Origin of the sequence: Roseibium algicola (assembly GCF_001999245.1) — a bacterium.
In the GTDB taxonomy this organism is placed as follows: Bacteria; Pseudomonadota; Alphaproteobacteria; order Rhizobiales; family Stappiaceae; genus Roseibium; species Roseibium algicola.
This window is the reverse complement of the sequence record NZ_CP019630.1, coordinates 502,342-522,857: the sequence shown is the minus strand read 5'-3', so window position 1 is coordinate 522,857 and position 20,516 is coordinate 502,342. Positions and strand designations below refer to the sequence as shown.

The window sequence follows — 20,516 nt, the reverse complement described above, 5'->3', positions numbered from 1 at the left end:
AGCAAGAAACCGGTTCTTGCCCGAAGCTAGAGTAACGGCAAGTACGCACTTAACGGGAACGCCTCCATGAGCACCGAACACCTGAAGACCATCGAACAGCGCCTGTTGTGGCTGTCGCACTGGATGATCCATCACGCCAACCACGTGCGTCCGAAGGTGGATGGCATCAAGATCGGCGGGCATCAGGCAAGTTCGGCTTCCATGGTTTCGATCATGACGGCGCTCTATTTCTCGGTGTTGCGGCCGGAAGACCGGGTGGCGGTCAAGCCGCATGCCTCGCCGATCTTTCATGCGATCCAGTACCTGATGGGCAATCAGACGCGCGAAAAGATGGAAAACTTCCGCGGCTACGGCGGTGTTCAGTCCTATCCTTCGCGTACCAAGGATATCGATGATGTCGATTTCTCCACCGGTTCGGTTGGGCTCGGTGTCGCGATTACCTCCTTCGCGTCGCTGGTACAGGACTATATCGCTGCCAAGAGCTGGTCGGGCGACAAGCCGCTCGGCCGCATGATCGCTCTGGTCGGCGATGCTGAACTCGACGAAGGCAATGTGTATGAAGCCCTTCAGGAGGGCTGGAAGAACGATCTCAGGAACTGCTGGTGGATTATCGATTATAACCGCCAGTCGCTCGACGGTATCGTTCGTGAGGGGCTCTTTGATCGGGTCGAGAAAATCTTCGATGCCTTCGGCTGGCAGGTGGTCCGGGTCAAATACGGGGTCTTGCAGCGCGCGGCCTTTGCCGAACCGGGCGGCGACAAGCTGCGCCAGTGGATCGACGATTGCTCCAACCAGGATTATTCCGCGCTGACTTTCATGGGGGGAGCCGTCTGGCGCAAACGCCTGATGGACGACCTTGGCGATCAGGGCGATGTCACCGCGCTGATCGACCGCCGCTCGGATGATGAATTGGCGGATCTCATGGAAAATCTCGGCGGCAATTGCACCGAGACCATGGCGGAAGCCTTCGCCGCCATCGATCATGACAAGCCGACCTGCTTCCTTGCCTATACCATCAAGGGGTGGGGCACGCCGATTGCCGGCCACAAGGACAATCACGGCGGCCTGATGAACAAGACCCAGATGGCCGAGTGGCAGAAACACATGGGCGTTGCGGAAGGCGAGGAATGGGAACCTTTCGCGACAGTGCCGGATGTTGGAGCGCTGAAGGCGTTTCTGGATCAGGTGCCGTTCTTTGCCAAAGGCACCCGCCGTTTCTCTGACGACAAGATCGCCGTACCTGCCATCGAGCTTGCCTCCGACCGGGATATTTCCACCCAGATGGCCTTCGGCAAGGTTCTGGATGATCTCTCCAAGGGCGACAGCAAACTGGCCGAGCGTATCGTTACGACCTCACCGGATGTCACCGGCACCACCAACCTTGGTCCCTGGGTCAACCGGCGCAAGCTTTTCGCCCGCAAGGCCATGGCGGATGCCTTCATCGAGCACAGGATTCCCTCGACTGCGAAGTGGGAGTTCACGCCGGAAGGCCAGCATATCGAACTCGGCATCGCCGAGATGAACCTGTTCCTGCTGTTGGGCGCTGCCGGTCTTTCTCATTCGCTTTTTGGCGAAAGGTTGATCCCCATCGGCACAGTCTATGATCCCTTTGTCTGCCGGGGGCTCGATGCACTCAACTATGCCTGCTATCAGGATGCCCGCTTCATGATTGTCGGTACGCCATCGGGCGTGACCCTGTCGCCGGAAGGCGGTGCGCACCAGTCCATCGGCACACCGCTGATCGGCATGAGCCAGGACGGACTGGCCGCTTTCGAACCCGCCTTTGCCGACGAACTGGCCGTGATCATGGAATGGGCCTTCGATTACCTGCAACGCGACGGCGAGGGTGATCCGGACGAACGCACTTGGCTGCGCGACGAGACCGGTGGCTCCGTCTATCTGCGCCTGTCGACCAACCCGATCGAACAGCCCGTCAAACGGGCCGACGACGCCTTCCGCCAGGGTGCCATTGACGGTGCCTACTGGCTTCGCAAACCCGGCCCCAACTGCGAAGTTGTGATCGCCTATCAGGGCGTCGTTGCGCCCGAAGCCATCAAGGCGGCGGGAGAACTCGCCGGTAACCGGCGGGATGTCGGTGTTCTTGCCGTGACGTCCGCCGACCGCCTCAACGCGGGCTGGACGGCGGCGCAAAGAGCAAGGTCTCGTGGCAACGCGGCCGCCAGGTCCCATATCGAGCAACTGCTGGGCGATCTGCCCGGTCATTGCAAACTGATCACCGTGATTGACGGCCACCCGGCAACGCTCGCCTGGCTTGGCGGTGTTGCCGGCCACCAGACCATCCCGCTCGGTGTCGAACATTTCGGCCAGACAGGTACGATTGGCGATCTCTACCGCCATTTCGGTATCGACGCCGCGTCGATCATCGAGAAGGTGAATGGATTGACGCCGGGGCGGCGAGTCTAAGTGCGCCTGAAGCTAAAGGCAGGGGCTGGATGGCACGTGATGTCTGCAGGTCGTGGCTTGATAATGCCTTTGGTCAGAATGATGTTGCCGTAGAGGCGGGTCTCGCCTGTCTGGACCACGGCAAAGGCATGGCTGGCCGCTTCATAAAAGGCGTGGCGTTCCAGCGTTGAAATCCTGGCCGGCTTGTCGGCGGTGTCATCGATGATGGTCTGGAACTCGGCGACAATCTCCGGCACCGCGTCCGGATCACCGACCACCTGCATCGTCCTGGCGGGCGCGGCGACGAACGTGTCGAGCGGCATAACCGACAGGATCGCCTTCAGCGTGTCTGTTGCCGATATGCCATCGAGACGAACACAATCGGGACCGGAGCTTTCCGCCGGGAAATTGGCGTCGACAATGGCGATCTCGTCGCCGTGCCCCATGGCTCTGAGGGCATAAAGCAGCGAGGGGCTCAGGATGGGGGGAAGGTTACGCAACATGGGAAGTCTCGCTCGGCAAGGGGGCATCGGGGCGGATCAGGCCAGTAGACCTGAGGTCTGACCAGAGTGCGGCAGGGATATCGGTCTTCAAGAGAGCAATATTGGCTTCAACCTCGGCCGCGTTCACTGCGCCGGGGATGACGGTCTTCACACTTGGGTGTCCAAGCACGAACTGCAGCGCGGCCGCGATCAGCGGCACTGAATGGCTGCGGCAGACATCTTCGATCTTGCGCACGCGCTCAAGGATCTCCGGCGGTGCATCGGCGTAGTTGTATTTCGCACCGGGAACGGCTCCGGTTGCCAGAATGCCGGAATTATAGGGCCCGCCCAGAATGATGCCGACGTCCCGTTGCTCGCAAAGCGGCAGGAAGCTCTCAAGGGCGTCCTGTTCCAGAAGCGTGTAGCGGCCGGCAAGCAGGAAACAGTCGAAATCGGCAAGGCCGAGCAGCTTTTGGCAAACCTGCCATTCGTTTACCCCTGCGCCGATGGCCGCAACGTCCCCGGCCTCTTTCAACTCGGTAAGCGCCTTGTAGCCGCCAAGATCGAAAAGCTCGCGGACGCGGGCATCGCTGGCTTCCTGAGAGCCTTGCGAAAAGGCGCAGACGTCATGCACGAAAAGGATGTCCGCGTTGGCGACCTCCAGTCGCTGACGGCTTGCCTCGTAGCTGCGCATGACGCCGTCATAGCTGTAGTCGAAGACGATCCGCTTTTGCGGCACATCGACAAAGGCTTCCGGGGTCACCTCATGCGGCTCGCAATCCAGCAGCAGGCGGCCGATCTTGGTGGAAAGCTGAATGTTCTCGCGGCCAAAACGCTTGATGGCAGTGGCAAAGCGCATTTCCGATCGGCCCAGGCCGTATTGCGGCGCCGTGTCAAAGTAGCGGATGCCGTTGTCATAGGCCGCCTGAAGGGCAGCCTGGGCATCTTCTTCCGAAACCTTGCGGTAGAGATTGCCGAGCGGCGCGCCGCCAAACCCCATCTCCGTCAGGTCGATGGGTCTTGCGGTTCTGTCGTTCAGCCGCTGTGTTTTCAAGGCGGTCATGTGTTTCCTCTGGATGTTTCCTCAGGATCAGTTTGAACGCCGCATGATCTGCGGTCTGGTGTCGGGCCACGGGCCAGGTTTTCAGTCGAACAGGTCCGGCCTGGTCTCCGCGAGCGGTTCCAGGCGCGTGACAAGTTCGCTCAGGTGCTTTTGCATTGCCTGACGTGCCCGTTCTGCATCGCGATCGCGGATTGCTTCCACGATGACCCGGTGCTCGTCATAGGCTTCAAAGGCCCTGCCACGCATGGGCAACAGCAATTGCCGTGCCCGGTTGACCTGCATCCACCCGGTGGCAGACAGGCTGTGGAGCTTCGGGTAGCCGGTGAAGGAGAAGATAAGCTCGTGCATGCGCTCGTCTTCCCGGTAGAAGCCGGTTTCGTCGTGATCTTCCAGACAAAGAGCCTGCAGACGCAAATTGCGGTTCAACTCCGTCAACTGCTCTTCGGTGCGCTCCGCCGCCACCTTGGAAACCGCCGCCAGTTCGATGGCTTCCCGCAGGAAGGCGCCCTCGCGGATTTCCGACATGGAGAATTTGGTCACGCGGGAGCCGGACTGGGGAATGACTTCGACAAGGCCTTCGCCTGCTAGCCGGGTGATCGCTTCCGTCACCGGCGAGCGGGAGACACCAAGCTGTTCGCAGATGACTTGTTTCCTGAGAAGGGTTCCCGGCGGCAGGTCCATTGCCAGGATGGACGAGCGCAGCGCCTCATAGACACGCTGTGCCAGCGAGCCGGACAGTTTGCCAATGTCGGGCAGGGTGATCTCGGGAAAATCTTGTTCGTTGGTCAGGGACATTGTCAACTCGATTGAATGCTAACATGTTAGTTGACACAGTTACCCTGTCAAGCTAATCGTGAAGAAAGACCGGCCGTGCCGATGCTCCATGGAGAGAGCTCGGAGAAGAGTGAAAAGCTGGTTGATGTCAGTGGGTTGAGAAGGGTCTTGTCATCTTGAAATGACCAGGCGGACCAACCGTAGCGGCCGTAGCGGGGAGAGAGACGTGTTGCAGCCTCATGCCAATTCGATCCTTCTGAATGCCGATGACAATGTGGTCATCGCCCTTCAGGATATTGCGGCCGGCGCAAGCGTTGCCCATGTTGACTGTCCGCTACCCGGGCAGGTCATGCGTGGCCACAAGATTGCCCGCAAGCCGATCTCCGCTGGCGAAAACGTCATTCGGTACGGTCAAATCATCGGGCAGGCGAAGGCAGAGATCAAGCCGGGGGAGCATGTCCATGTTCATAACCTTGGCATGGGCGATCACAGCCAGGACTATCAGCACGCCGAAGCCTCGATCCCGCTTGAGCCCGCAACGCAAGAGCGCACCTTTCTCGGCTACCGCCGGCAAACGGGGCGAGCAGGAACGCGCAATTACATCGGCATTCTGACCTCGGTGAACTGCTCGGGGTCTGTTGCAAAATTCATCGCGGAAGCTGCCGAGAAGTCCGGTCTGCTGGACGAGTTTCCGAATGTAGACGGCATCGTGCCAATCGTTCACGGAACCGGCTGCGGCATGTCTGGCAAGGACGAAGGTTACGCAACGCTGTTCCGGACCCTGTCCGGTTATGCTCAGCATCCGAATTTCGCAGCCATCCTGCTGATCGGTCTTGGCTGCGAGGTCATGCAGATTGCCGATCTCGTCGGTGACCGCAAGATCCGCCCTGACGGCGATTTGCGCTACATGACCATTCAGCAGACCGGCGGCACGCGCAAGACCATTGAAGCCGGGCTGAAAGAGTTGCGGGCGCTTGCCGAACTTGCCAACAAGGCCGAGCGCACGCCGGTGCCGATTTCCGAAATCACCGTCGGAATGCAGTGCGGCGGCTCGGACGGATATTCCGGCATCACTGCCAATCCGGCACTCGGGATTGCCTCCGATCTTCTGGTCCGCCATGGCGGTACCACGATCCTGTCCGAAACGTCGGAGATCTACGGCGCGGAGCACCTTCTGACCCGCCGGGCGGTTTCCGTCGATGTCGGCAAGAAGCTGATCGAGCGTGTGCGCTGGTGGGAAGACTACACAGCCCGCAATGGCGGCGAGATGGACAACAATCCGTCGCCCGGCAACAAGCGCGGCGGATTGACCACAATCCTGGAAAAGTCTCTTGGTGCGGCGGCCAAGGGAGGCTCAGCCCCCCTTGTGGACGTCTACAAGTTTGGCGAACCCGTCGACAAGAAGGGGTTCGTCTTCATGGACAGCCCAGGCTTCGATCCGTGTTCGGTGACCGGTCAGATCGCCTCAGGCGCCAATATCATCGTCTTCACCACGGGGCGCGGCTCGGTGTCCGGTTACATGCCGACCCCTTGCATCAAGCTCGCCACAAACAGCGAGATGTATGGCCGGATGTCGGAAGACATGGACATCAATTGCGGTGACGTGATCTCCGACAATGTCAGTCTGGAAGCCAAGGGCGAGGAGATCTTCGAAATGATCATCGCCGTTGCCTCCGGAAAACAATCGAAGAGCGAGGAACTCGGCTTCGGCGGAGTGGAGTTCGTGCCGTGGCAGATCGGTGCGGTGATGTAGCCGCATCCGGCAGAACGTTGTGACGATGCGCGGACTTTCGGGAGGATTTCAGTGCGCTTGAAAGATAAAACAATATTGGTGACGGCAGCCGGGCAGGGTATCGGCCATGCAAGCGCGATTGCCTGCGCCAGGGAAGGCGCAAAGGTCTACGCTGCGGACATCAACGAGGAAACGCTGTCGACGCTCCCCGGCGAATGCCCCGGTATCGAGATCCACAAACTGGATGTCTGTGATCGCGCAGCCGTTGACGCCCTGGCAAAAAAACTGCCGGCGCTCGATGGGCTCTTCAACTGTGCGGGCTTCGTTCACAACGGCTCTGTCCTCGATATCACCGAAGATGACTGGGCCTTCAGCTTCGAGCTGAACGTCACCTCCATGTACCGGATGACGCAAGCTTTCCTGCCGGGCATGCGCGAACGCGCCAAGGTAACCGGCACGGCATCGATCCTGAACATGTCGTCGATGGCATCGTCCATCAAAGGCTTTCCGATGCGCACTGCTTACGGCGCCACCAAGGCAGCCGTAATTGGCCTCACAAAGGGCGTCGCAGCGGATTTCGTCAAGGAAGGCATCCGCTGCAACGCGCTATGCCCGGGCACTGTCGATACTCCGTCCTTGCGCGGCCGCATTGCTTCTGCACCCGACCCGGTGGAAGCGGAAAAGAATTTCATCGCCCGGCAGCCCATGGGCCGTCTGGCAACCGTCGACGATATGACGCCGATGATCGTCTACCTGTTGTCCGACGAAAGCCGGTTCGTTTCCGGGCAGGCACTTCTGGTCGATGGAGGTGTCACCATCTGACGGTGGCTCCTTTGTCGCGGTTTGGGAGGATCGCGCATGACAAATCTGGTGAGGATGACGGGGATCGAAAAACGCTTCCCCGGTGTGCACGCCCTCAAGAATGTCAGCTTCGACCTGAACAGCGGCGAAGTGCATGCCCTGATGGGCGAAAACGGCGCCGGCAAGTCGACGCTGATGAAGATCCTGTCCGGAATTTACCCCAGGGACGGCGGCGAGCTGCTGGTCAACGGTCAGGCAGTGGAGATCGATGGTCCACGGGCCGCCCAGGCGCTGGGCATCGGTATCATTCATCAGGAACTCAGCCTGATGAATGATCTGACGGTCGCGCAGAACATCTTTATCGGCCGGGAACCGCGCAAGCGTTTCGGCCGTCTGGACGAGGCGGCGCTCAACGCCCGGGCGCTCGAGATCTTCAAGTCGATGAACCTGAAGATGAACCCGAAGACGATCGTCGGTGAACTTACCATCGCCCGTCAGCAGATGGTCGAGATCGCCAAGGCGTTGTCCTACCGGTCACGCGTCCTCATCATGGACGAGCCGACCGCCGCCCTGAATGATGCGGAAATCGCCGAGCTCTTCACCATCATCCGCCGGCTGAAGGCCGATGGCGTGGGCATCATCTACATCAGCCACAAGATGGACGAGCTGAAACAGATCGCCGACCGGGTGACGGTCATGCGTGACGGCTCCTATGTCGGCACCGTTGATGCAGCGCAGACGCCTGTTTCCAAGATCATCTCCATGATGGTGGGCCGAGAGCTGACCAGCGAGGCCATCGTCATCCCCGATCTGTCCGACGCCGAGACGATGCTGGACATACGCGGGTTGAACAGGGGGCGCGAGATCCGCGACGTCAGCTTTTCCGTCAAGAAAGGCGAGATCCTCGGCTTTGCCGGCTTGATGGGGGCCGGGCGGACGGAAGTGGCACGGGCGATTTTCGGAGCTGATCCGCGCGACAGCGGCGAGATCCGGGTTCACGGCAAGCCCCGTTCGATATCGAAACCTTCCGACGCCGTGAAGGCGGGCATCGGATACCTTTCGGAAGATCGCAAGCATTTCGGTCTGGCCACCGGCATGGATGTTCGGACCAACGTGGCGCTGGCCAGCCTCGATCGTTTTTCCAGCCGGTTTGGCGTCCTGAATGACGATGCCATGCGCAAGACGGCGCAGGACTATATCGCCAAACTGGAAATCCGCACGCCGTCCGACCGGCAGGAAGTCCGCCTGCTTTCCGGTGGCAACCAGCAGAAGGTCGTCATCGCCAAGTGGCTCTACCGGGATTGCGACATCCTGATCTTCGATGAGCCGACCCGCGGCATCGATGTCGGTGCCAAGTCGGAAATCTACAAACTGCTGAAGGCACTGGCCAACGAGGGCAGGGCGATCATCGTCATCTCCTCGGAATTGCCGGAGATCATGCGCCTCAGTCATCGCATTGCCGTCATGTGCGAAGGCCGTCTCACCGGCATCCTGCCGGGCGGTGAAGCCACAACGCAGGAAGACATCATGCATCTGGCGACGCTTCGGGCGCCATCCATGCAGCCAGAAGGATACCAGCAATGACCGCCGTCAACCCGTCCTCCTCGCCGTCGCTCGTTGCACGTCTGATCGAGACAGGGGCGCACCAGAAGCTGCTGGCCTTCGCCAGCCTGGTTCTTCTGCTGATCGGTTTCTCGATCGCTTCACCCAACTTCATGCAAACCTCCAACATGATCGCGATCCTGCAGGCGACCTCGGTCAATGGCGTCTTGGCTGTTGCGGCAACCCTGGTGATCATCACCGGCGGGATCGATCTTTCCGTCGGAACCTTGATGACGTTCTGCGCGGTCATCGCAGGCGTCGTTCTGACCAATCTCGGCATGCCGCTGCCGCTCGGTGTGGTTGCCGCCATCGCGACCGGTGCGCTCTGCGGCCTGTGTTCGGGCACCTTCATCGCCAAGATGAAAATCCCGCCGTTCATCGCGACCCTCGGCATGATGCTGATCCTGAAAGGCCTTTCGCTGGTGATTTCCGGAACCCGGCCGATCTATTTCAACGACACGCCCGGCTTCGACCTGATTTCCCGTGGCTCGCTGATAGGCGACATTTTCCCGGCTCTGCCGATCCCGAACGGGGTTCTGATCCTGTTCCTGGTGGCCGGGGCTGCGTCCTACATTCTCGGCCGTACGGTTCTTGGCCGTTATACTTTCGCGCTGGGCTCCAACGAAGAGGCGGTTCGCCTGTCCGGCGTCAACACCGATTTCTGGAAGATGTCGGTCTATGCGCTGGCCGGTGCGATCTGCGGCATTGCCGGGATCCTGATCGCCTCGCGCCTGAACTCCGCCCAGCCGGCGCTGGGGCTCGGCTACGAGCTGGAAGCCATCGCGGCCGTCGTAATCGGTGGCACGTCGCTTTCCGGTGGGCGCGGAACGGTTCTCGGGACCCTGATCGGGGCCCTGATCATGGCCGTCCTGACCAACGGTTTGCGGGTCCTGTCCGTCGCCCAGGAGTGGCAGACGGTGGTGACCGGCGCAATCATCATCCTGGCCGTTTACGCGGACATGGTGCGCAGGCGCAAAGCCTGAGTTTCATCAATACACAAGAGGGTGGTCACACCCCGGTACCGGACCTTCCGTCCAACCCAACCACAGGAGAGGAATATGCTGAACAGACGTACTCTTATCGGAGCTGCAAGTGCCGCTGCCCTGATGCTTTCCGGGAACTTTGCCTTCGCCCAGGAAACCTACATTCCGCTCATCTCCAAGGGTTTCCAGCACCAGTTCTGGCAGGCCGTGAAGGCTGGAGCCGATCAGGCCGCCTCGGAGCTGGGTGTCACCATCACCTTTGAAGGCCCGGACAACGAGACCATGGTCGACCGCCAGATCGACATGCTGGCCGCTGCCCTTGCCAAGAACCCGACGGCAATCGGCTTTGCCGCTCTCGACAGTCAGGCCGCCATTCCGCTTCTGAAGCAGGCTCAGGAAAAGGGCATCCCGGTCATCGCGTTCGACAGTGGTGTCGACAGCGATATTCCGGTGTCGACGGCTTCAACCGACAACATTGCTGCAGCAGCACTGGCTGCCGACAAGATGGCAGAGCTGATCGGCGGAGCTGGCCAGGTTGCCGTTGTGGCACATGACCAGACCAGCCGGACCGGCATCGACCGTGTCGACGGTTTCGTCAACCAGATGAAGGCAAATCATCCGGATATCGAAGTCGTCACCGTTCAATATGGCGGCGGTGACCATCTGAAGTCGACAGAACTCACCAAGGCCATCCTGACAGCCAATCCGGATCTGAAGGGCATCTTCGGTGCCAACGAAGGGTCTGCCCTTGGTGTGGTCAACGGTGTCTCTGAAATGGGCAAGACCGATGTGGTCATCATCGGCTACGACAGTGGCAAGGCCCAGAAGGATGCGATCCGCAACGGCGTCATGGCCGGTGCGATCACCCAGAACCCGGTCGGCATCGGCTACGAGACCGTGAAAGCAGCTCTCGAAGCATCGCAGGGCAAGGAAGTTCCGGCGCATATCGACACCGGCTTCTACTACTACGACAAATCCAACATTGACGATCCGAAGATCGCTGCTGTCTTGTACGACTGATCGATTTTGTCGTAACCAACCCCATCGAGCCCGGTTGCACGCGCAGCCGGGCTCCAACCACTCAAGGACGATCCTTTATGAAATTGCTGAGATTTGGCGCTCCGGGACAGGAAAAACCCGGTGTTCTCGATGCCGACAACCGCGTTCGTGATCTTTCTTCCGTTGTCGCGGATATCGCCGGCGATGCTCTCCTGCCTGAAAGCATTCAACGCCTGCAGGGGCTCGACGTCGCTTCGCTGCCACTGGTGGAGGGCGCTCCACAGCAGGATCTGCGCGTCGGGCCTTGCGTCGGCAATATCGGCAAGTTCATCTGTATCGGCCTCAACTATGCCGACCACGCTGCCGAATCCGGCATGGATGTGCCGCCGGAACCGGTGGTCTTCAACAAGTGGACCTCGGCCATTGTCGGTCCGGACGACGACGTCAAGATCCCGCGCGGCTCGCAGAAAACCGACTGGGAAGTTGAACTCGGCGTCGTTATCGGCAAGGGCGGTGCCTATATCGAGGAAGCCGATGCGATGAGCCATGTCGCCGGTTTCTGCGTGATCAACGATGTCTCCGAACGCGAATTCCAGATCGAACGGTCCGGCACCTGGGACAAGGGCAAGGGTTGCGATACCTTCGGCCCGATCGGCCCCTGGCTGGTAACGCCGGATGAAGTCGGCGACTTTGATGATCTCGGCATGTGGCTGGAAGTGGACGGCAAGCGCTACCAGAACGGCTCCACCAAGACGATGGTCTACCGGGTACCGTTCCTGATCTCCTATCTCAGCCGCTTCATGAGCCTGCAGCCTGGCGACGTCATCTCCACCGGCACGCCTCCGGGTGTTGGCATGGGGCAGAAGCCGCCGGTCTACCTGAAGGGCGGTGAAGTCATGACGCTTGGCATCGACAAGCTGGGCAGCCAGACCCAGAAGGTGACCAAGGCCTGATCGTTCGGGATCTTGTATGAACAGTCACGGCCGGACGCGGAGAAGCGTTCGGCCGTTGACGTTTTTGAGGAAGGGACGCGCGGCATCTCCTGCTTGTCGTCCCGGTTTGTCGCGTCAGCGTCAAGACCGGGATCCAGTATTCTATGTGGCTGGTGAGGGGCAGATGCGACTTCATGCGATTACTGGATCCCTGCCATCGCAGGGATGCCCAGGCGCATGTGGACAGATTGATAGAAATCCGCTTTGTCCGTGGACGAGCAGCGCCGCCACAGGTTTACCTCAGCCCTCTCTGGCGATCTGCCAGCCGGCCCAGGACTGGCTGACGGGCATCAGTTCCAGCGAGTTGATGTTGAGATGCGGGGGCTGTGTCGCGACCCAATAGACCGTGCTGGCGATATCTTCCGGCTGGATCGCGTTGGCGCCGCCATATAGAGCATCGTAGCTTTCCTGGTTGCCACCGGTTCGCACCAGCGTGAATTCGCTTTCGCATAGGCCCGGTTCGATGGAGGTAACCCGCACCCCCTTGCCGTGAAGATCCGACCGCAGGCCAAGCGAGAACTGGCGCAGGAACGCCTTGGTTCCCGCATAGACGTTTCCGCCCGGATAGGGCCAGTTGGCAGCAATGGAGGAGATGTTCACGACCATGCCCTTGCGCTCGATCAGTTTCGGCAGAAGCTGGTCGGTGATGGTGACGAGACCGGTGATGTTGGTATCGATCATGGTCTTCCAGTCGGAGAGTTTCGTCGCCGGTGCCGAAGCCGTGCCGAGGGCAAGGCCGGCATTGTTGACGAGGATGTCGATCTCCTGAAAGTCCTCCGGAAGGCTGGCGAGGGCCGCAGTTGTTGCAGCTTCGTCCATGATGTCGAAGACAAGCGCGTGAAATGCCTCGCCGAGATCCGTCTTCAGCTTTTCCAGCCGATCCGCGCGCCGGCCGGTACCGATAACCTTCCATCCGTTTTGCACGAACAGCCGGGCCATCGCCTGACCGAAGCCGGAGGTCGTTCCGGTAATGAGGATTGTGCCGCTCATGAGCCTGCCTTTCCGAAGTATCTGAAACAGTCGCTTGACCGGACCATAGGCAGCTACCTCGCCAGCACAACGCCAAAAGCGGGCTTTGGGCCTCTGGCTCCTATGAATTCAAGCGCTGGCTCTACGGCGGGTTTGCGACTGGTCCTAGGAGTGATGGGAATGCTCCGATCTGAAGGACCCTGCGCCATGACCCAGATGCCGATCAACATGGATCACCACTGGCTTCCGTTCACCAACAACCGTCTCTTCCACAAGGAACCGCAGATGTTCGCGCGGGCGGAGGGCGTGCGGTATTGGACGCCCGAGGGGCGGGAAATCCTGGACGGATCTTCAGGCCTGTTCACCTGTGCAGCGGGGCATGGCCGCAAGGAGATTGCCGAAGCCGTCTACAAGCAGCTTCAGGTTCTGGATTATTCCCCGCACTTCCAGCGCGCGGCGCCGATTTCCTTCGAACTTGCCGAAGCGCTCAGCGGAATTCTGCCGGAAGGTCTCGACCGCATCTTTTTCGGGTCTTCCGGGTCTGAAGCCGTCGATTCCGCCATCAAGATCTGCCTTGCCTATCACAAGGCCAAAGGCGAGCCTCAGCGCACCCGTTTTGTTTCGCGGGCCTGGGCCTATCACGGGGTCAACCTTGGCGGCACGTCGCTGGCGGGCATGGTCAACAACCGGCGGGACTTTTCCGGCGTTACCTGTGACGTCGTCCATATGCGCCACACCTGGAACGAGGATCAGCGCTTCACGAGGGGGCAACCGCAAGACGGAGCGTGGATTGCCGAAGATCTGGAAGAGATCTGCAAGACCTACGGTGGCGAGACCATCGCCGCGGTCTTCGTCGAGCCGATTGCGGGTTCTATCGGCACTATCGTGCCGCCCGTCGGGTACTTGCAGAAGCTGCGCGAGATCGCCGATAAATACGGCATTCTGCTCGTGTTTGACGAAGTCATCACAGGTTTTGGCCGGACGGGCTCAGCCTTCGCGGCACAGGAATTCGGTGTCACACCGGATGTCATGACGATGGCGAAGGCGATTACCAACGGCGCGATCCCCATGAGCGCTGTCGCGGTAAAGACGGAAATCCAGAAGGCCGTCATTGATTCCATCACCGCAGATCGGCCGGAACTCATGCACGGTTACACCTATTCCGCCCACCCGGTTGCCTGCGCCGCAGCTTTGGCAACACTTGGCATCTACAAGACCGAAGGTCTTTTCGAGCGGGCGGCAAGCCTCTCCTCCACTTTCCTCGATGGTGTTTTCAGCCTTCGCAATCTGCCACATGTCCACGATTTGCGTGGTCACGGCATGATGTCCGGTATTCAGCTGACACCGGGCGAAACGCCCGGAGCAAAGGGATCTCTGGTGCAGCGGAAGCTGTTCGACGAAGGCCTGCATGTCAAAGCAACCGGCGATGCGCTGATCTTCGCCCCGGCACTCACTACATCGGAAGAAGATCTCTCGATGATGATCGATGTCCTCCAGAAGGTCTTGGGCAAGGCAGAGCTGTAAGCTGCCGGTCGCGGGGTATCCCGGCTTTGAGCCGGGGTCGCTACCTGCTGTCCGCTAGAAGTTGTCCGAGCAGCTTGATTCCCGGCTCCATCTTTTCTTCAGCAATTGCACCGAAGCCCAGGCGGATCCGGTTTCGAGGACTATTCGGGGAGAAATACCGGTCGTCTCCTGCCTCGATCAGCAGACCTTGCCGCGCGGCTCTCGATTGCAGTTCCGCAGCGCGGATACTCTCCGGTAGCCTGATCCACACGCCTGACCCACCCGTCGTGACCGTTGCCTGGCAGGTCGGCAAATGCGTTTCGATGAGCCTGAAGATCTTCTTCCATTTCTGCGACAGCACCTTTCGCTGACGTCTGATATGGGAATCGTAATGGCCCTCGGACAGAAAGATCGCCATCGCCCGCTGGTCGAGCGCTGAGGGGTGCCGATACATCAAGCGTCTGAGTGCCCGAAGCTCTCTGATAATGCGCCTGTCCGCAGCGATGAAACCGAGCCGCAATCCCGGAAACAGGGCCTTGGAAAGACTGGCAACGTGGATGACACGTCCGGTGCGGTCGAAACTGCGCAAGGACGGTTTCTGTGCGCCGATGAAATTCAGCTCATGCTCATAGTCGTCTTCCAGGACGATGAAATCATGTGTTTCAGCATGGGCCAGCAGCCGCAGACGCCGCTCCATCGACATGGTGACGTTGGTTGGGGACTGATGGCCAGGTGTCACGTAAACAAGTCGTGCACCCTTCAGCTCGTCTCCAACCCGCATGCCGTTTGAATCGACCGGGTGATACTTCAGCTCTGCCCCAAAGGATTGGAAGATGTTGCGGGTGTCCACATAGCCGGGCTCTTCCATGTCCGTCCTGACCCCGGGCCGGCAAAAGAGCTGTGCCACCAGGAAGAGGGCATTCTGGGCGCCGACGGTTACCAGAATCTCGTCCGGCTCTGCCCGGAAGCCCCTTTGCGGCAGCATCCGGCGGATGATCTGGTTGACCAGCATCGGGTCGTCCTGATCGACCAGATCGCCGATCCAGGTCGGGGCGTGCTGGGCAGTGCCTGCCAACCGGACACAATCGCGCCAGCGCGCGACGGATGTCTTGTCCGGAGCAAGTTGGCCATAGATGAAAGGGTAGGGATAGGACTGCCAGTCGGCCGGTTTTGAAATGTTTTCCTGGGCCGCGTAGCTGTAGGTCAGAAAGGCTTGCGGATTGAACGGGTGCTCCGCAGTGGGCAGGATGTCCTTGGCGTGATCATCCACCCGGATGTTGAGCTGTTCGCGGATGTGCCGTTCGTTGATGAAATACCCGCGCCGGCTGACCGACTTCAGATAACCGTCCTCAACCAGTCTCTCATAGACGATGGCGACCGTGTTTCTGGAAACCTTTATCTCGCTGGAAAAGACACGGGTTGCCGGCAGCGGTTCGTGCAGGGGCCACACGCCGTCCAGAATGGCCTCGATAAGCCGTTCCTGAATCTGGTGCTGCAATCGTCTGCCCGGATCGAAGGGCGTGTCGAAATAGGTCGCAAGCATTTGAACTTTTTGGTCGTCCCTGAATTCGGTTGGCCCGAGGGCGGCAGTTTGAAGTTGTTTCCCGAACCTGCAAAGCCCGGCAATTCCTCTGGCTCCATAGTTTTCACTCTCTGGCTCTAAGGGTGAATATTGCACCGCAATATCCTTTCTTGCAACGCGGCGCAGGATCGTCCGGGCAATGCGACCCTTTCCAAAAAAATGCGGCCTGTAACGCGCCAGAACGAGGAACAGTTTGGTGAGACCAACAGTGAAGGGGAAGTCATGATCAGTTTTAAAAAGGGAGCATCCGCAACGCGGCGCGATTTCCTGAAAACCGCAGCCGCGGCAGGCGCAGGGCTGTCCATGCCGGCAATCGTCAGCTCCAGCGTGCTGGCCTCGTCCGGTGAAATCAACATCATGATGTGGTCGGACTATCTGCCGGAAAGCTTCGTCAACGGCTTCACGGACAAGACCGGCATCAAGATCAACTTCACCGGCATCGGTTCCAATGAAGAGATCATCAACAAGCTGAAGGCCACCAACGGCGAAGGCTTCGACATCGTTTCACCGACCGTGAACCGCAACCTTCTGTGGGCAGAACTTGGCCTGTTGCAGCCGTTCGACATGTCGAAGGTCGCGCTCGACAAGGTCAACCCCTCCATGGCGCTTGGCGAAACCCACTGGAACTTCGACGGCAAGGGCGTCTTCTGGCTGCCGCATATCTGGGGCACTGAAGGCATTGCCTGGCGGACGGACGCCTTTGTTCCCGGAGGCGAATTCCCGAGCTATTACGATGTCTGGGATGAAGCCAACGCCGGCAAGACAATGGGGCGTGGACATTCCATGCTGCTTGGCCTCGGTCTCGGCCTTGAAGGTCGCGGCGAACTGGAGCCGGGTTCCATGTGGGCTGCTTACGAGAGCCCGGAAAAGATGGACGAGGTCTGGACCAAGGTCGTTGAGGCCGCCATCGCCAAGAAGCCGAACATCAAGCTGATCTGGAACGATGCGGATACCCAGAAGAACGGTCTCCTAAACGAAGGCGTGATCGTCGGCCAGACCTGGGACGGACCTCCGCTTGCCCTGAAAACGGCTGGTGAGCCGGTCATGTACCGGGCGCCGAAGGAAGGTGCGATGGCCTGGGTTGATGGGCTAGCCATGCCGACCGGTGCGAAGAACATCGACCAGATCTACGCCTTCATCGAGACGGCTTATGACGCCAAGCTCGCCGGCGAAGCAATCAAGACCCACGGCTACAATTCACCGGTAATCGGCGCGGCCGAATTTGGCGGCGAAATCTATGCCAAGAACTTTGCCGATGCTTATCCGGGCGAGGCGCTGGACAACCTGAACGCCTGGCCGGCGGAAGCCCCCTGGTACTCGGAAAAGCGGACCGAATACACCAACAAGTTCCTGTCCGCTTAAGGCCTCTCCGGCTTTCTCAATGGCGGGTGCCGGGCGCAATGCGTCCGGCGCCCGGCCACCCTTTTTCCGTCTCCCTTTCCCGCCGTCCTTCTGAGAGCGCCATGGCCACAAAAGATATTGTTCTGGATCACGTTTCCATTCGTTTTGGGGCCTATACCGCGGTCGACAATGCACATCTCGTCATCAAGGGCGGTGAGTTCTTCTCCTTCCTGGGGCCGTCCGGCTGCGGCAAGACCACCTTGCTGCGGTGTATTTCCGGCTTCTCCGACCCGTCCGAAGGCAGGGTGCTGATCGGCGGGCAGGACATGAAGGGCATTGGCCCGAACAAGCGCCCGACGGCGCTGATCTTCCAGAACCTTGCTCTCTTTCCGCTGATGAGCGTTGCCGACAACATCGCCTTTCCGCTGGAGGTCCGGGGCATCGGCCGCAAGGACCGGCGCAAGCGGGCAGACGAACTTCTGGACATGATCGCGCTTCCCGGTGTCGGCGACAAAAAGGTGCACGAACTTTCCGGCGGTCAGCGACAGCGCGTGGCGATTGCCCGTGCGCTGGCGGTCGAGCCGGATATTCTGCTTCTTGATGAGCCGCTGTCCGCGCTCGATCTGAAGCTGCGCCATCACATGCGCACCGAATTGCGCGCGATCCAGCAGCGCGTCGGACTGACCTTCATCTATATCACCCACGATCAGGGTGAGGCCCTGACGATGTCGGACCGTGTCGCGGTCATGAACTCCGGCGTTATCGAGCAGGTCGACCCGCCTGAAACCATCTACAATCGGCCGAAGACTTCGTTTGTCGCCTCATTCGTGGGCGAGACCAATGCCATCGAAGGCAAGGTTGCCCAGCAGTCGGAAGCGTTGGTTTCCGTTGAAACGCCACTCGGCCGCCTGCAGGGAAGGGCAGCAGGCGGGCGCCAATACAAGGCGGGCGAAGACTGCATCCTGTTCATTCGGCCTGAGCAACTGAGCCTTGGTGATGGCGCCACCAACAGCCTGACAGCAAACTGGGTGAAGGAAGAGTTCGAAGGCAATTCGCGGCAGATGTTCCTGGAAGCGAACGGTGTCCAGCTTCGGCTCACCCGGGTCAACCTTGGCGGAGCGCCGGACAATCTCTCCGGTGGTGCTGTATCGCTCGGCTTCACGCCTGAGCAGGCAATTGTCCTGCCGCATGGCGCACTTGCGGGAGCGTGAGGATGAAAGCGCTTCAAAACGTATTCAGGGAAATTTCCGGCAAACATGGTCTTGGCGCTGCATCGTTCGTCGCCGTGGCGGTCCTGTTCTGGGTCATCTGCCTGATCACGCTGCCGCAGGTGGCAATGCTCGACTATTCCTTCCGGTTCAACCTGCCGGCAGCTGATGTCGGTGGACCGCAAGATGTCTACACTCTTGAAAACTACTCATATTTTTTCCAAGGCAATGACGGCACGGTCAACACGCTCGATATCGGTATCCTGTTCAAGACCCTGATCGCGGCGGTGTTCGTCACCTGTATCGACATTCTGCTTTGCTACCCGATCGCCTTCATTCTCGCTCATTCGGCCACTGGCGTGGCGGCGCGGATGATGGTCATCGGCCTGATCGTGCCTTTCTGGGTCAATGAGATCCTGCGTGCCTTCGCCTTCCGTGTCCTGTTCGGCTCAACAGGCCTCATCAACGGCATCGGCATGTCGGTGGGGTTGTGGGATCAGCCTGTCGATTTCATCCGGGCTGACGTCGCGCTCTATTCCGGGCTGACCTATGCCTACATCCTCCTGATGGTTTTCCCGATCTTCAATGCCGTCGAGGCGCTCGACCGCAACCAGATCGAAGCGGCAAGGGACATGGGTGCCAGCTGGTGGCGGGTGCATTGGCGGGTGGTGCTGCCGGTTGCCAAGCCGGGCATCGCCTCCGGGGCAACCATGGTGTTCATGCTGACGGCAGGTGCGCTTGCAGCCCCCCAGATCCTCGGCGGTCCTTCCAATCTCTGGTTCACCCAGCTCATCTACCAGTGGTTCAACGAGAGCGCCAACTGGCAACGCGGTTCGGCCTATGCGGTGATCCTGCTGATTGTCTGCATCTCCTTCGTCATGATGCTGATGCGGATCTTCAAGGTCTCCATCGGGGAGATCGGCCGATGAACCGGGGCACAGGCGGCGGCGTGGTCGCGGCAGGCTTCTCTCTGCTTTTCTTCACCTTCCTGTTCGGGCCGCTGATCATCATGGTGATCACGGCGTTCAATTCATCCTCCTTCCCGCGGATCACGCCATGGGAATGCTTCACGACGGATTGGTTTGGTGTCCTCTTCGCCAATGACCGTCTTATGAGCGGGCTGGCCAACAGCTTGGTGATCGCCATCAGTGTGGTGGTCATTGCCGTGCCGATCGGGCTGGCGGGAGCGCTTGCACTCTCGGAACTCGGACCGCGTCTGCGGGCGGCGCTCTACACGGTGCTGATCACGCCTATCCTCATTCCGGGCGTCGTTCTCGGCATCTCGACCATTGTCTTCTGGGGCGCCTTCGGCAGGTCCGTCGGGGCGGACTACGGTTCGATCTTCTACAACGGCATGTTTCTGACCCTTGCCGGTCAGGTCACCTTCATTTCCGCCTATGCGATGCTGGTGTTTCTCGCAAGACTGCAGCGCTTCGATCCGATCCTTACGGAAGCCGCGCTCGATCTCGGCGCGACGCCGGGACAGGCTTTCCGCAAGATCCTGTTGCCGTTCCTGTGGCCGGCCATCGGCTCTGCCGCCTTCCTGACCTTCCTGGCATCCTTCGAGAACTACAACACCACCGTCTTCACGATCCTCTCCGGCAATACATTCACCACGGCACTGGCTTCCAAGGTCCGTCATGGGACAGACCCTTCCTTGTCGGCGCTCGCGGTCATCATCATCGGCATCACGCTGATCGGGGCGGTGGTCCACGAAGCCCACATGCGTCGGAAGGAAGTGATGCGGACCGGCACTGCTGCGCGTTCCCGCATTTACGGCAATCCGGTTCTGCGGACACTGGTCCACCCGCTGACGATCTTCGTGATCCTTCTGGGTGTTGCAGGCTTTGCCACCTATCAGGGTTCGCAGCACGATGCTGGCGTTTGCAAACAGCAGATCCTCGATGACAAGCGCGCTCGTCAGCAGGAACTTCTGGAGGAACAGCGCCGGAAGATGGAAGCGCAACAGCAGAACCAGGCACCTGCGTCCACGGCGCCGGTTGAAGCGCCGGTGAAAGCCAATCCGTCGCCCTTCGGCGGGGCCTTCAAGCCCAATGGTTTGAAACCAGGCGAGTAACAAGC

The 20,516-nt window shown here is 59.9% G+C and carries 17 protein-coding genes; 12 read left to right on the top strand and 5 right to left on the bottom strand.

Translation table 11 applies throughout. The features are described 5' to 3' along the window. Positions 1-66 precede the first annotated feature (66 nt). Positions 67-2,424: a thiamine pyrophosphate-binding protein gene (locus B0E33_RS02530; RefSeq protein ID WP_077290336.1), complete on the top strand. Its 2,358-nt coding sequence runs from the start codon at positions 67-69 to the stop codon at positions 2,422-2,424. Here B0E33_RS02530 and B0E33_RS02525 read toward each other — a convergent pair. The 3 genes from B0E33_RS02525 to B0E33_RS02515 all read right to left on the bottom strand — a co-directional run bounded on the left by B0E33_RS02525 (position 2,421) and on the right by B0E33_RS02515 (position 4,743). Continuing rightward, a complete protein-coding gene (locus B0E33_RS02525) occupies positions 2,421-2,906 on the bottom strand; it encodes an RbsD/FucU family protein (RefSeq protein ID WP_077290335.1) in 486 nt (161 codons plus the stop codon). The genes B0E33_RS02530 and B0E33_RS02525 overlap by 4 nt on opposite strands. Beyond that, positions 2,896-3,948, bottom strand: a complete 1,053-nt coding sequence (locus tag B0E33_RS02520) for an aldo/keto reductase (protein ID WP_077290334.1) — start codon at positions 3,946-3,948, stop codon at positions 2,896-2,898. The genes B0E33_RS02525 and B0E33_RS02520 overlap by 11 nt, the downstream gene beginning before the upstream one ends. 81 nt (positions 3,949-4,029) lie before the next feature. Continuing rightward, complete coding sequence (locus B0E33_RS02515) at positions 4,030-4,743, bottom strand: GntR family transcriptional regulator (protein WP_077290333.1); 714 nt, start codon at positions 4,741-4,743, stop codon at positions 4,030-4,032. 205 nt (positions 4,744-4,948) lie between these two features. Here B0E33_RS02515 and B0E33_RS02510 point away from each other — a divergent pair, with 205 nt between their 5' ends. The 6 genes from B0E33_RS02510 (at position 4,949) to B0E33_RS02485 (ending at position 11,792) form a co-directional block, all read left to right on the top strand. Beyond that, entirely contained in the window at positions 4,949-6,475 is a 1,527-nt protein-coding gene (locus B0E33_RS02510; protein ID WP_077290332.1) for a UxaA family hydrolase, read from the top strand. A 45-nt stretch (positions 6,476-6,520) separates the two neighbouring features. Beyond that, positions 6,521-7,276, top strand: coding sequence for an SDR family oxidoreductase (locus B0E33_RS02505; RefSeq protein WP_208997827.1), 756 nt, complete (start codon positions 6,521-6,523; stop codon positions 7,274-7,276). Between the two features lie 36 nt (positions 7,277-7,312). Further along, positions 7,313-8,839 carry a sugar ABC transporter ATP-binding protein gene (locus tag B0E33_RS02500; RefSeq protein WP_077290330.1) on the top strand — a complete coding sequence of 509 codons (1,527 nt, stop codon included), beginning with the start codon at positions 7,313-7,315 and terminating at the stop codon, positions 8,837-8,839. Continuing rightward, complete coding sequence (locus B0E33_RS02495) at positions 8,836-9,840, top strand: ABC transporter permease (protein WP_077290329.1); 1,005 nt, start codon at positions 8,836-8,838, stop codon at positions 9,838-9,840. Before B0E33_RS02500 ends, B0E33_RS02495 begins: the two co-directional genes overlap by 4 nt. Positions 9,841-9,915: 75 nt before the next feature. Beyond that, positions 9,916-10,860: an ABC transporter substrate-binding protein gene (locus B0E33_RS02490; protein WP_055659094.1), complete on the top strand. Its 945-nt coding sequence runs from the start codon at positions 9,916-9,918 to the stop codon at positions 10,858-10,860. 77 nt (positions 10,861-10,937) lie between these two features. Next, on the top strand, positions 10,938-11,792 hold the full coding sequence (locus tag B0E33_RS02485) for a fumarylacetoacetate hydrolase family protein (RefSeq protein ID WP_062489284.1): 855 nt from the start codon (positions 10,938-10,940) through the stop codon (positions 11,790-11,792). Positions 11,793-12,071: 279 nt separating this feature from the next. Here the strand turns inward: B0E33_RS02485 and B0E33_RS02480 are convergent, their stop codons facing one another. Then, positions 12,072-12,821, bottom strand: coding sequence for an SDR family NAD(P)-dependent oxidoreductase (locus B0E33_RS02480; RefSeq protein ID WP_055659098.1), 750 nt, complete (start codon positions 12,819-12,821; stop codon positions 12,072-12,074). Positions 12,822-12,980: 159 nt separating this feature from the next. Here B0E33_RS02480 and aptA point away from each other — a divergent pair, with 159 nt between their 5' ends. After that, positions 12,981-14,324: an omega-aminotransferase AptA gene (gene aptA, locus B0E33_RS02475; RefSeq protein WP_201030410.1), complete on the top strand. Its 1,344-nt coding sequence runs from the start codon at positions 12,981-12,983 to the stop codon at positions 14,322-14,324. Between the two features lie 40 nt (positions 14,325-14,364). On the opposite strand, the gene pdxR is transcribed toward aptA, so the two are convergent. Beyond that, positions 14,365-15,846, bottom strand: coding sequence for a MocR-like pyridoxine biosynthesis transcription factor PdxR (pdxR, locus tag B0E33_RS02470; RefSeq protein WP_022997682.1), 1,482 nt, complete (start codon positions 15,844-15,846; stop codon positions 14,365-14,367). A gap of 261 nt (positions 15,847-16,107) precedes the next feature. On the opposite strand from pdxR, the gene B0E33_RS02465 reads away from it, so the two are divergent. From B0E33_RS02465 to B0E33_RS02450, 4 genes are all read left to right on the top strand, one after another. Beyond that, positions 16,108-17,247, top strand: a complete 1,140-nt coding sequence (locus tag B0E33_RS02465; protein ID WP_075282063.1) for an ABC transporter substrate-binding protein — start codon at positions 16,108-16,110, stop codon at positions 17,245-17,247. A 101-nt stretch (positions 17,248-17,348) separates the two neighbouring features. Continuing rightward, positions 17,349-18,437 (top strand): ABC transporter ATP-binding protein, encoded by a 1,089-nt coding sequence (locus tag B0E33_RS02460; protein ID WP_075281981.1) that lies wholly within the window; start codon positions 17,349-17,351, stop codon positions 18,435-18,437. A 2-nt stretch (positions 18,438-18,439) separates the two neighbouring features. Then, positions 18,440-19,363, top strand: a complete 924-nt coding sequence (locus B0E33_RS02455; protein WP_077290328.1) for an ABC transporter permease — start codon at positions 18,440-18,442, stop codon at positions 19,361-19,363. Further along, positions 19,360-20,511 (top strand): ABC transporter permease, encoded by a 1,152-nt coding sequence (locus B0E33_RS02450; protein ID WP_022997678.1) that lies wholly within the window; start codon positions 19,360-19,362, stop codon positions 20,509-20,511. The genes B0E33_RS02455 and B0E33_RS02450 overlap by 4 nt, the downstream gene beginning before the upstream one ends. Positions 20,512-20,516 lie beyond the last annotated feature (5 nt).

Excerpts from the sequence above, each read along its gene's own strand:
- B0E33_RS02530 (WP_077290336.1), top strand. The coding sequence starts at position 67 with ATGAGCACCGAACACCTGAAGACCATCGAACAGCGCCTGTTGTGGCTG.
- B0E33_RS02525 (WP_077290335.1), bottom strand. The coding sequence starts at position 2,906 with ATGTTGCGTAACCTTCCCCCCATCCTGAGCCCCTCGCTGCTTTATGCC.
- B0E33_RS02520 (WP_077290334.1), bottom strand. The coding sequence starts at position 3,948 with ATGACCGCCTTGAAAACACAGCGGCTGAACGACAGAACCGCAAGACCC.
- B0E33_RS02515 (WP_077290333.1), bottom strand. The coding sequence starts at position 4,743 with ATGTCCCTGACCAACGAACAAGATTTTCCCGAGATCACCCTGCCCGAC.
- B0E33_RS02500 (WP_077290330.1), top strand. The coding sequence starts at position 7,313 with ATGACAAATCTGGTGAGGATGACGGGGATCGAAAAACGCTTCCCCGGT.
- B0E33_RS02495 (WP_077290329.1), top strand. The coding sequence starts at position 8,836 with ATGACCGCCGTCAACCCGTCCTCCTCGCCGTCGCTCGTTGCACGTCTG.
- B0E33_RS02490 (WP_055659094.1), top strand. The coding sequence starts at position 9,916 with ATGCTGAACAGACGTACTCTTATCGGAGCTGCAAGTGCCGCTGCCCTG.
- B0E33_RS02485 (WP_062489284.1), top strand. The coding sequence starts at position 10,938 with ATGAAATTGCTGAGATTTGGCGCTCCGGGACAGGAAAAACCCGGTGTT.
- B0E33_RS02480 (WP_055659098.1), bottom strand. The coding sequence starts at position 12,821 with ATGAGCGGCACAATCCTCATTACCGGAACGACCTCCGGCTTCGGTCAG.
- aptA (WP_201030410.1), top strand. The coding sequence starts at position 12,981 with ATGCTCCGATCTGAAGGACCCTGCGCCATGACCCAGATGCCGATCAAC.
- pdxR (WP_022997682.1), bottom strand. The coding sequence starts at position 15,846 with ATGCTTGCGACCTATTTCGACACGCCCTTCGATCCGGGCAGACGATTG.
- B0E33_RS02465 (WP_075282063.1), top strand. The coding sequence starts at position 16,108 with ATGATCAGTTTTAAAAAGGGAGCATCCGCAACGCGGCGCGATTTCCTG.
- B0E33_RS02460 (WP_075281981.1), top strand. The coding sequence starts at position 17,349 with ATGGCCACAAAAGATATTGTTCTGGATCACGTTTCCATTCGTTTTGGG.
- B0E33_RS02455 (WP_077290328.1), top strand. The coding sequence starts at position 18,440 with ATGAAAGCGCTTCAAAACGTATTCAGGGAAATTTCCGGCAAACATGGT.
- B0E33_RS02450 (WP_022997678.1), top strand. The coding sequence starts at position 19,360 with ATGAACCGGGGCACAGGCGGCGGCGTGGTCGCGGCAGGCTTCTCTCTG.